Genomic DNA, 11,100 nt, shown 5'->3' with positions numbered 1-11,100 from the left:
AAGACAAACTACCCCAACAACCAAGCCTATGTCAACATTATTTTTTATATCAGCAACAACTTTTTTATTATTGTTAGAAATCAAAACACTTAGGCATCTTCCAGTTCGTGCTGACTCCAGCATTTTCTAAAATACTGATTCCTTCTTTCATAAAATTACCGACCTGTGATACGCCGTGAGAGTCATCACCGGGAACAAGAGAAATCCCCATTGCTGCAGCCTGTTGCAAGATAGGAGCAGCAACATAAGGTTCATTAGCACCTTTGTAGAAAGCCCTCAGATTAAAATCCAGAATCAGATTATGGTTGGCTACCGCCTCTAGATTCCTTGTAATGCGCCAGGCAATATCCGGCTTCTGAATACGGCTTCCGTAGTCAGGATCAAAAAGGCGAATCAGATCAAAATGCCCGACAACAGAAGGCTTCAGGGTTTCTATCATTTCAAACTGCAGATCAAAGTAGCGGCAATACATGCTATCCAGCCCGCCAAGAGCTTTCGCTGTGGACATATACTGATCTTCAGAATAGTCAAAGCCAAGATCAGCGACATGGTGAACGGAACCTACGACATAATCGGGCCGAAAATCTGTAATGAGGTTTTTCATAAGGCTTTCATAACCAGAATAACTTTCACTTTCCATGGCCACAAAAATTTGTAATCTTGGTGCAAAAATCCTTTGCAGCTCCCTGCATCTCGTCATGTATCGACCAAAACGCTCATACAAAAATTCCGGAGTCAGACCTGCCCTTACCTGGTCGGGATACCGGAATTCAGGAGTCGGTGCAGGGACATGTTCTGAAATTCCCACCCATAAAAATCCAAGGGCAACATACTTTTCAAGAATCTCTTCAAGACTGTCTGTGGCATGGTGACAAAACTCTCCCGAGTGCCCCCCGTGCACGGATACCCATTTAGTACCCAAACTATCGGCGTGCATCTTCTCCTCCTCAAACACCGAAAAAAGGCCAGAATAAAACCATGAGCTTCTTAGCTCAAAATGCACACGTTTTCCACCAATTCTCTTTATATTTTTGATCTGAGGTGAAAAAATTCACCGGGCATGGTCCCTCAGAGCACGGGCAGCCTTTATCAGGTTTTCCCCCCAGTTTTCTGCCAACGGATCTAAAACAACCAGATCAGCATTGATTGCATTAGCAATAATGGTAGCTGAACGCTGTGAAAACTGTGGCTGGACAAAAACTGCAACGGCATCTTTCTCCCTTGCCTGACGGATCATCACAGCCAGTTCCCCGGGTGTGGGCTCACGTCCTCCAACCTCAACGGGTATTTGCTCCAGTTCATAGGCATCAGCAAAATATCCCCATGAAGGATGAAAAACAAAAAAACTGCGACCTTTTTGGGATTCAAGAATTTTTCGTATTTCTCTATCAATTCCTTCGATCTCATCAATGAAGCTTTCGTATCCAGCAGTAAAAGCAGCTGCTTTATCGGGAAAATGAGCCTGCAGGGCATCCAGGATAGTGATTGCCTGGTATTTTACAAGTTCAGGAGAAAGCCATATGTGCGGATCCGGAAAATCTTCTCCATGGCTATGACTGTGCCCGTGTCCGTCATCATGGTGCCGGTGTCCACGGATCGTTCTTTTGGCAAATCCTGCATCCGTAGCCACAATGGTCAGGTCCGGATATGTGCTTGCAAAACGGGGCAGCCATGATCGTTCAAAAGGAACTCCTATGGAAAAATAGACTCGGGCACGAGACAACTGCAGCATCTGAGAAGGTGTGGGCTCATAGGTTGCAGGACTTGCCCCCGGTAAAACCATGACTTTTACATCAAAACTATCGAGGATGTCCCCTGCAATTTTTTCCACAAAATATTTTTGAGGCAGAATACTGACCATGATCAGTGATTTATCCGCCTTTGCCGTCGCTGCACCCAGAAAAAGCAGTAAAAGCATAAGAATCAGACCATGCAAGATTATGCTCAAATCATACTTTTTTATCCAACGACTCATGGGGATCTCCTTGTCTGTTATTTCTGTAAGCAGGGGGCATCTTCACGCAATATCACCACCGGGTCAAAAACCTTCGGGCCACCGGGTGCGGGCACCCAACGGATATTCGGGTGACCCAAATCTCTGCCACAACGTAATAGTCTGTCGAAGGATGCAAACCACGCATCAAAAAAAGACCGGTTTTGAAACGACTGAGCGGCATAAGAAGAGCAGCTTGGAGACATGCCGCATTTACCACTTCGCACTGCATGCAGATGATCAAGAGGACCCTGATAGAAATTCAGTACCGGATGCTGATGACGGCTCGGGGTAAAATTTTCTGTATTGTGAGCTGAGCAGCCACCCAGCATTGCCACTGGAACCAGCAGAAAGAACAACATCCTTTTTACCAAAGTGGACTCCTTCCGCTATCTGCAATGAAAAAACTGTTCACATGGATAAAAAATCAGTCTGTTTCTGCATCACGATACAGACGCAATCCAGGCGGCAGAGATTCCCCAAACATCTCTTTCTCCTCTTTTCTTTCCATGGGAATCACGGAGTAAAGACATGCCAGTGCTTCTCTGCTTTCATCTCCCCGGACATTCTCCAGCTTTTTACCAATTTTTTTGCGCATATCCGGAGATAAATCCCGTACCCTGTCACCTGTCAGCCGGGCTACGGGTACAAGAACGGAAGCCAGGGCTTCCGGATCGTTCCAGTTCATAGCAAGAATCGTATCCAGCCAAGGGGTCACCATCTCCGGAGGCAAAACCCTGTCCGCCGGTCCATATAAAAGGGTACGGCTGCACAGCCTTGCAAAAGACCAGAAGAGACGCTCAGGAGATTTTCTCGGGTGGAGCAGAGGCAGCAACGCTTCAGAACATCTTTTTTTATCCTGAACACTTAAAAATTCCATATTAGCAACGGCAGACCATATTTCCACCAATTCCTGTGAAAAAATAATTTTTTTTGACTTTGTTTTTGTAAAAAGTACGGAAGAAAGATCCTGAAGAATCTGACGCTGTCTGCCTGGCCCCAAACCGGCAGCAACCCGACGCCAGAGAATCCACCACTCATTTTTATTTTGGGTTTTGTTGGTAAAAACAAGACCATCTTTGTAAAAACGCCATAGCTTCCGTAACCTTTCATCATCAAAAGCATCTCCCGTACCGGGCCTGAGACAAAAACCAAGAAGATTCAACCATCGACTTTCATGGGCAGGTGAAATACGACGTAAATCCGGCTCGGAGAGCAAAGCATCGGATATTTTTCTCAAAAGATCCAGTGGCCATTGATTCTTGGATAAAAGAACAATAGCCGCTATTTCCCGTACGGGATTTACAATTTCTCCGGTATCATCAAAGGCCATGAGAGCGGCACACACGGCAGCATCAACTCGCTCAGCATCCAGAATATCCTTGTTGTCTGGAACAAGGACCTGATACGGCTGCCGAAGCTGAAAAGAAAGTTGCCACCTGTGATCAGAAATCCCTGACCGACACCAGAGAGCAAGGGATCCCATTTCCGTATAATTCGCTTCCATATGAACAGGAATACTCCGAGCCTCTTCCTTCTTGCCAAACCGGATCAAAGTCCGAAGGGGTGGAAGAGGAGAAAGGGTCTCATCAATATTGATCAGATCCCCTGCCCTGTCACCGGAACGAAAACTGGAAGCATACACATCAAACTGTACCGGCTGATTTGCCTGTACCTCAAAAATATTCCGGGGAAGATCAATCACACTGCCTTCATCCAGGCCACGCTCTACAAGACACAAGGCTTTTTTTTGCTCTCCAACACCAATACTCATGTAGTAACTCCTGGGGCTGCCGCTCCCAACCCGTACACCCTTCCCGTATTTAACAAGGCCATAGTAGGCAGCGCCCAAAGACACAGCAAGATCAGGATTAGGATTCTCCAACTCTGCGGGAGCCTGATCCGGAGACAGATTAAAAAGATCGGAAACGGCGACCCTGATACGCTCCCTGATGCTGAGCGGTTTCAATGCACCGCCATTAAAAAGAATATGATCAGGACAGACGGAACGATCCATTTTTCGATGGACTTCTTCCTTGTGACTGTAAAGAAAAGCAGCCAGATACCGAGTCAGGGCTGCATCAGCCGCATATGGAAGTCCAAATTCTGTAACACCGCCCGTAACAGGAGGCGCATCACGCTTCAGGTCATCGGGAGACAGCCTGGGGAAAAACCCTTCAAGAACAATTTCTTCCGTTTCTTCTTGTTCCAGAAAAACAGAAACCGTATCACCAATCAGTCTCCGGCCTTCCCCCATGATTGTAATCCGTTCCCTTGCCCGCCCTCCCTCAAGCAGCCGTTCCTTTGCCGCACGGCAGAGGTGACAGAGAACCTTCCAGCGGTCTCCGGAAAGAGAAATATCCTTACCTCCCAGCCTCATTTCAATCATACGAGCCAAAGCAAGGTCCACATTATCCCCACCGAGAATCAGATGATCGCCTACGGCAATCCGTTCAAAACGCGGACTTCCCCCTTCCTCGCTCTCTTTCAAGGATATCAGCGTAAAGTCGCTTGTCCCCCCTCCCATGTCACAGACAAGTACCAGCTCTCCCGGCCGGATCTGCTCCATCCAGTTCTTTTCATGACGCAAAAGCCAGGAATAAAAAGCTGCAAGGGGCTCCTCCAGAAGAATGACCCTCGGCAGACCGGCTTCCCTTGCTGCTTCAAGGGTCATCTCCCTTGCCACTTCGTCAAAGGATGCAGGGACCGTGACCGTAATTTGCTGATGCTCAAGATAAAGATCCGGATCTTTGGCATGGTATGTATTCCACGCACTACGAATATGGGATAGATAAAGTGATGTTGCCTCAATCGGTGACACCTTAGGAATTTCTGCCGGTGCTCCCCATGGAAGGATGGGAGCACGCCTGTCCACCTGGTCATGACACAGCCAGCTTTTAGCGGAAACCACAAGGCGGGACGGCACCTTGCCTCCATACTCCCTTGCAAACAGACCCGCAAACATATCCGTTGACTTAGGCCATGGGTGCTGAATTGCGGATGAATCCATTTCATGGGTACCAGGGATATAAAGAAAGGAAGGGAGTACATTATGCGGAGCAAAAACACCGGCACCTGCCAGCTGCTGAATGGGAAAATTCTTGATTTCAAATGATTTTTTTCTTAGATCCACAAAGGATACCGCGGAATTGGTTGTTCCGAGATCGATCCCAACCACAAAAGGAGTCTCGCTGTTCTGCATATAAAATCCTGGAAATGAAGTTAACGGCAAAAGCCCAGAACCACAGTCCGGCTAACGGCTTACAGTCATGAATTGAGGGCTTCTGTGAAACCATATGGATATATGTTCTCTCTTTGCGGCAGCCACAGGAGTAACACTATCGTTAAAGTACCGCTTACAGGGAAGAGAACCCGCCCTTCCTCCCCAATCAGGAAAAACCTTCCCGAATCTGAAACGCCAGATCCCAGCTTCGTCCATCTTTTTCGGATACACAGAAAAATTCAAGCGTTCCCACTTCAGTAACACGTACGGCAAGGGTTACGGGAATACGCTTTTCGTCCCCACCGTCCAGACGGGTTTCAATACGAGCAACGGGTACAAGCGCACCCTGCCAGTCTTCCACCACTTCGCCCGGAGTATCTTCCCGCCGACTTGTGGATGCTAGAAGCTCAAAGGATACGGGCACACCCACGTTCAGCATATAAATCTTTTCCCTGATGCTGACTTCGCTTCCTTCTTCCATGCCAAAAGGAGCTATGCAAAGAGCTTTTTTTGGCATGGGGATACCGGGAACTGCAGGCATAGCCGCTGCAACACCGATATAGTAGGTCCGGCTCAGCCCGCTGCGGATGCGAATTCCCCTCCCCTTCCTTGCCCATCCATAATAAGCTGCACCCATGGCCACAGCCAGATCACCGGCTTCATTCTCCAGCTCACGGACTTCTTTGCCATTCTGCCAGGAGGCTACAATCCGGCACAGCCTCTCTCTGAGCAGGGATGGCTTCATCACGCCACCGTTAAAAAGGACAGCCGTAGGCTCTTCCCCCGTTTCAGCCAGAAAAGCAGCGAGATGCCGTGTTATGGCCGGGTCCGCCTCATACCCGAGACCAAATTCGCTGAGTCCGGATCCAGAAGGCTGCACAGGTCGTGCATCCCTGTCACATTCCGGAAAAAAACCTGTCATAATGAGCTTCTCAACTTCATCATAGCGAACCTCCGACTTAATGGTTCCGGCAATCAGCCCGCTGCCCCGTCCTGCAATGGTAACGGACAAGCTCTCTTTGCCTGGATCCTTCAGGAGACTTTCCTTGACCTGACGGGAACGCTGAATTAGTCCCCGCATCTGCCAAGCATCCAAAGCCTTGTTTTTAGCAGCAAGCCCTGCGGCCACATGGTAGGCAAGGGTTAAATCCATGTTATCTCCCCCTACCAAAAGATGGTTGCCAACGGCGATCCGCTCCAGCTCCAGTCTCCCGTCAGCATCTTTTACCCGGATCAGGGAAAAGTCACTGGTACCTCCGCCCACATCACAGACCAGAACCGTATCACCGGCTTTGACATGATCCCGCCAGGCATTTCTCCGCTTAGCTATCCACGCATAAAAAGCAGCCTGCGGCTCTTCCAGTAAAACAAGCTTCAGCAGACCGGCTTCCTGGGCAGCCCTGACTGTCAGATCCCTGGCCACGGCATCAAAGGATGCTGGAACGGTAAGAAAAATCTCCTGATTTTCCAGCAAAAAGTTCTCTCCCTGACTCCGAAAATGATAATTCCAGGCATCTTTCACATGATGCAGAATCATGGATGAGGCTACCACCGGAGAAAGGCGCCTCTCAGACTCAATATCCTGTGAATCCCATGGCAAAACACCACCCCCCCTGTCCACCAGATCGGTGCATAGCCATGATTTACTGCTTGCGATCTGCCTTCCAGGAACCTCCGCTCCACGGTCTCTGGCATAAAGCCCCACAACAGGGTTTGCTGTGCCCCAGGGAAGCTTCATCTGTTCTGCCTCCCTTTGTTCCGGCAGATAAAGAAATGAAGGAAGGATGGTGGATTTTTCCACCACACCAAGACCTGCCATTTGAGGTATCTCCAGGATATGAAAGTCCGGTGTATGCTCCAAGTCTTCGGTCAGAGAAGCATAAGCCACAACCGTATTGGATGTTCCAAGGTCGATACCAACCACATAGGAAGGACGAGTCACAAAAATCTCCTTTAGATGGTTTACGGACAGGGGAAACCCTGAGCGGAACAAAGCCTTAGCACTGTCCGAACTGTCTTTCGCACCATTGAATATGAGACAGCCGACAGACAATTCCCTTGAAAAGTTCACCCTTCACTTCAAATGTTCTTATCCTCAGCATGGGAAAACGCTGCAAGCAGACGTCCGTGAATTCCTTCAAATCCCCCATTAGACATTACGAGTACAAGATCCCCGGCCTTTGCCTCCTTTTCCAGGAAAGAAACAATCGCACCTGCATCTTGAAAAAAACCAGCTCTTACATGTCTATTGTTCAGGTCCCGAACAAGCTCAGAAGAAGAAAAACGACTTTCTGCGGCCACCTTATCCGGCAGAGGAATTTCCCGGACACAAACAAGATCCGCCATATCAAAACTGCCGGCATAGGCTTTCTGAAAAACACGGCGCATACTCGTATTGGTCCGTGGCTCAAATACAGCTATCAGGCGACCTGAGACATGAGGACGAACTGCCCTGATAGTTTCCGACACCGCTGTAGGATGGTGGGCAAAATCATCCATTATCGTTATGCCCCCTGATACACCCACCTTTTCCTGCCGTCGTTTCACACCGGTAAAACTCCCGATTCCAGAAGCAATTTCTCCGGGACTGAGACCAAGGCTGTGGGCAACAGCACATACGGCAAGAATATTCATTCGATTATGCTCGCCAGGCAAAGACGTTTCCACCCGGCAAAACATATTCCCATCCAACAACACCGTAAAACTTTCAGTCGGGCTATGAATGGAAACATCTGCCACAAACCAGCCCTTGTCCGCAGAGGTACGGCCAAAATATGTACACTGTTTTTCCAAAGGGATACAACGCTCCAGCACCTGTTTTACGGCGGTAAAATCCCTGTTGGCCACCAGCAGGCCTTCCGGCAGGAGCTTCCGGACAAAGCCCTCAAATGCTTTTTCTACTTGTTCAAGATCAGAAAAAATATCGGCATGATCAAATTCCACGCCCGTCAGGATAGCCCTGTACGGATGGAAATGAAGAAATTTAGAACGTTTATCGAAAAAGGCAGTGTCGTATTCATCCCCTTCCAGCACAACATAAGGGCCTTTACCCATACGATAGTTTGCCTCAAAATTACAGGCAATCCCTCCAATCATAAATCCTGGAGCCAGACCGGCCTTTTCGAGGACCCATGCCATCAGAGCAGTCGTTGTGGTTTTACCATGGGTACCTGCAACCACAATGGCCTTCCGAGATCCAACCAGAAAATGATTCAACGCCTGAGGAAGGGAGCAATAGGGAATCCCGCTTTCAGCCAGAGCAAGCGCCTCAGGATTATCACGCCTCACGGCATTCCCCACCACAACAAGATCCGGTTTTTCTTCCAGAACCATTGCAGCATCAAATCCTTCCGTAAGACCTATCCCCTTTTTCAGTAAAAAGGTACTCATGGGAGGATACACATTTTGATCTGAACCCGTAACACGGAATCCTGCGTCCTGAAGAAGGGCCGCCAAAGCACCCATGGCCGTGCCGCATATGGCAATCAGATGGATATGACGGATCCCTTCCGGGATCCGGTTGTTTTCTGGATCCAGCATACAAACCAATCCTCACAGATTTTTCAGGACAGATCTTGCTGCCTGTATGGTTGCATGGATTTCTTCATCCCCATGGGCAAAAGAAACAAAACCCGCCTCAAACTGAGATGGGGCAAGATAGATACATTTTTCACGCATACCCGCATAATAGGCATTGAAACGGTTCAGATCCGATTTTCTGGCATCCGCAAAATTGCGAACCGGGCCTTCAATGAAAAAAAGACCGAACATGGACCCGATGCAATCACACCAGACTGGAATATGGGCTTCTTTGGCTGCCGCAGTAAGGCCTTCAACCAGCTTTCTGGTTTTAGCCGCAAGAGTTTCATAGAAACCCGGCCTGCAGAGCTCTTCCAGGGTGGCAAGCCCTGCGGCCATGGCCAAAGGGTTGCCCGACAACGTTCCCGCCTGATACACCGGACCCTGGGGGGCAACATGTTTCATAATATCTCGGCGGCCACCATAAGCGCCTACCGGAAGACCACCGCCGATAATTTTTCCAAATGTGGAAAGATCCGGTCGAATACCAAACAGTTCCTGTGCACCTCCTGAGGCCACGCGAAAACCTGTCATCACCTCGTCAAAAATCAGCAAAGCCCCGTATTTTTCCGTCTCATCTCGTAACGCCGACAAAAAATTCATTTCGGGCCGGACAAAACCCATGTTTCCTGCTACAGGCTCCACAATCACTGCTGCTATATCTTTTCCACGCTCCGCCATGAGATTGCGAAAAGTCTCTGCGTCATTATATGGAATGGAAAAGGTGTGTTTTATCACATCATCAGGAACTCCAGGGCTGCCGGGAATGCTAAGGGTAGCCACACCTGATCCTGCATCCACAAGAAAACTGTCTCCATGACCATGATAACAGCCATCAAATTTTACCAGTCCATTCCTTCCCGTAAATCCACGGGCAAGGCGAAGGGCACTCATGGTAGCCTCCGTACCGGAATTGACCATGCGAATCATTTCAAGAGAAGGTACAAGGGACATGACTTTTTCAGCGAGAGCAACCTCCAGATCCACAGGAGCACCAAAACTCACCCCTCTTTCCATCACCTTTCGGATGGCCTGTTCCACTGCAGGATGGCGATGGCCAAGAATCATGGGGCCCCAGGAGCCGACATAATCAATGAATGCATTGCCATCCGCATCGTAAAGCCATGCACCCTGAGCCCTGTCAATAAAAAGAGGCGTGCTGCCGACAGAACGGCAGGCCCGAACAGGGCTGTTCACACCACCAGGAATACAGAGTTCCGCCCGCTTGAAAAGTTCCTGGGAACGTTCCGTCCGCATGGGAGCTTCCTTTCTCTGGTATCCAACCAGGTATTGACTTTTAAAAAAAAATAGCGTTTCCAGATTCAAGGAAATTAAAATAATGCCGTCATCCTAAGGGGCACGATACCGCTTTTACCCAGCCGCATCCTTTCCTGTCAAGCGAGGTCCTTCATGCAAAGAGACAAAAAACTGAAAACACTTGCAAAAACAATCGAAACACTTCTCGGCAGGCACCCGGATGCCCATGGGCTGCTGCCGGATGCCCATGGTTGGGTAAAAATAACAAGCCTTCTTCAGGTTTTCAGCGAAGACCCAGAGCTTCCATCCATTCACGAAGCAGATCTTATGGACATCAGCCGCAGCATCACCGCCGCACCCATTCAGGTCGAGGATAAGAAAATCCGAGCAACAGCACGCTCCTTTGACCCCTCCCTCCAGCCTGTGACTAAACTTCCTAAGTTACTTCATCTGTATATCCGCAGTAAAGCCTGGTCTCATGTTTCTCAAAAAGGTCTGTGCTCTTCCACTAACGCCCCTATTCTTTTTACCCAAGACAAGGAGCTGGCCTTACGCATGGGAAAAAGAAAGGATTCAAACCCCATTCACATTGAAATTCATGTATTCAGAGCCCTCGCTTCAGGGGTGATTTTTTATGCCGCAGGTACACATCTTTTTGTAGCAGACGCCATCCCGGCAGAAGCCATCTCCGGCCCTCCAGTGTCCCCTCAAACAAAACAGCCCGGTAAAAAAATCACCACACCTGCAGTCCATGCTCTTTCCGCTCCAGCCAGCATTCTTTTGCATAGCGAAGGTGAAAACAAATCTCCAGGTCAATCAAAAAATATGAAGGAATCTTGGAAACATAATAAAAAACGCTTACGAAAACAGAGGCCGCCTTTCCTCTTCTGAACGAAACAGATCGTTTCAACACATCCGCTTTTCTCCAGCCATTCTATGGTACCCTTCCTGATGTACTGGTTGTCGGTCTTTTTATATAGAAAGCGAACACTCTGCAAAACAACATGACACCCGACTCTTCCCATCTGCCTGCATGGTCATAGTCAGC

The 11,100-nt window shown here is 48.8% G+C and carries 8 protein-coding genes; 1 reads left to right on the top strand and 7 read right to left on the bottom strand.

Annotated elements, in window-relative coordinates:
* Positions 1 to 73: 73 nt before the first annotated feature.
* The 7 genes from OOT00_RS14610 to hemL form a co-directional block, all read right to left on the bottom strand.
* Positions 74 to 937 (bottom strand): histidinol-phosphatase, encoded by an 864-nt coding sequence (locus OOT00_RS14610; RefSeq protein ID WP_265426145.1) that lies wholly within the window; start codon positions 935 to 937, stop codon positions 74 to 76.
* 114 nt (positions 938 to 1,051) lie between these two features.
* Positions 1,052 to 1,975, bottom strand: a complete 924-nt coding sequence (locus OOT00_RS14605) for a metal ABC transporter solute-binding protein, Zn/Mn family (RefSeq protein ID WP_265426144.1) — start codon at positions 1,973 to 1,975, stop codon at positions 1,052 to 1,054.
* 17 nt (positions 1,976 to 1,992) lie between these two features.
* Positions 1,993 to 2,367: a membrane protein insertion efficiency factor YidD gene (yidD, locus tag OOT00_RS14600; RefSeq protein ID WP_265426142.1), complete on the bottom strand. Its 375-nt coding sequence runs from the start codon at positions 2,365 to 2,367 to the stop codon at positions 1,993 to 1,995.
* Positions 2,368 to 2,420: 53 nt separating this feature from the next.
* A complete protein-coding gene (locus tag OOT00_RS14595; protein ID WP_265426141.1) occupies positions 2,421 to 5,195 on the bottom strand; it encodes an Hsp70 family protein in 2,775 nt (924 codons plus the stop codon).
* A gap of 187 nt (positions 5,196 to 5,382) precedes the next feature.
* Positions 5,383 to 7,158 (bottom strand): Hsp70 family protein, encoded by a 1,776-nt coding sequence (locus OOT00_RS14590; protein WP_265426140.1) that lies wholly within the window; start codon positions 7,156 to 7,158, stop codon positions 5,383 to 5,385.
* 137 nt (positions 7,159 to 7,295) lie between these two features.
* Positions 7,296 to 8,756 (bottom strand): UDP-N-acetylmuramate:L-alanyl-gamma-D-glutamyl-meso-diaminopimelate ligase, encoded by a 1,461-nt coding sequence (mpl, locus tag OOT00_RS14585; RefSeq protein ID WP_265426138.1) that lies wholly within the window; start codon positions 8,754 to 8,756, stop codon positions 7,296 to 7,298.
* A 12-nt stretch (positions 8,757 to 8,768) separates the two neighbouring features.
* Entirely contained in the window at positions 8,769 to 10,052 is a 1,284-nt protein-coding gene (hemL, locus tag OOT00_RS14580) for a glutamate-1-semialdehyde 2,1-aminomutase (RefSeq protein WP_265426136.1), read from the bottom strand.
* Positions 10,053 to 10,205: 153 nt separating this feature from the next.
* Between hemL and OOT00_RS14575 the strand changes: the two genes are divergently transcribed.
* Positions 10,206 to 10,943, top strand: coding sequence for an RNA 2'-phosphotransferase (locus OOT00_RS14575; protein ID WP_265426134.1), 738 nt, complete (start codon positions 10,206 to 10,208; stop codon positions 10,941 to 10,943).
* Positions 10,944 to 11,100: the final 157 nt, after the last annotated feature.

The sequence above is a fragment of the Desulfobotulus pelophilus genome (assembly GCF_026155325.1).
Lineage (GTDB): Bacteria > Desulfobacterota > Desulfobacteria > Desulfobacterales > ASO4-4 > Desulfobotulus > Desulfobotulus pelophilus.
This window is presented reverse-complemented; position numbering and strand designations above follow the sequence as displayed.

Bases quoted from the DNA above. Each gene is read 5' to 3' on its own strand.
- OOT00_RS14610 (WP_265426145.1), bottom strand. From the start codon at position 937: ATGCACGCCGATAGTTTGGGTACTAAATGGGTATCCGTGCACGGGGGG.
- OOT00_RS14605 (WP_265426144.1), bottom strand. From the start codon at position 1,975: ATGAGTCGTTGGATAAAAAAGTATGATTTGAGCATAATCTTGCATGGT.
- OOT00_RS14595 (WP_265426141.1), bottom strand. From the start codon at position 5,195: ATGCAGAACAGCGAGACTCCTTTTGTGGTTGGGATCGATCTCGGAACA.
- mpl (WP_265426138.1), bottom strand. From the start codon at position 8,756: ATGCTGGATCCAGAAAACAACCGGATCCCGGAAGGGATCCGTCATATC.
- hemL (WP_265426136.1), bottom strand. From the start codon at position 10,052: ATGCGGACGGAACGTTCCCAGGAACTTTTCAAGCGGGCGGAACTCTGT.
- OOT00_RS14575 (WP_265426134.1), top strand. From the start codon at position 10,206: ATGCAAAGAGACAAAAAACTGAAAACACTTGCAAAAACAATCGAAACA.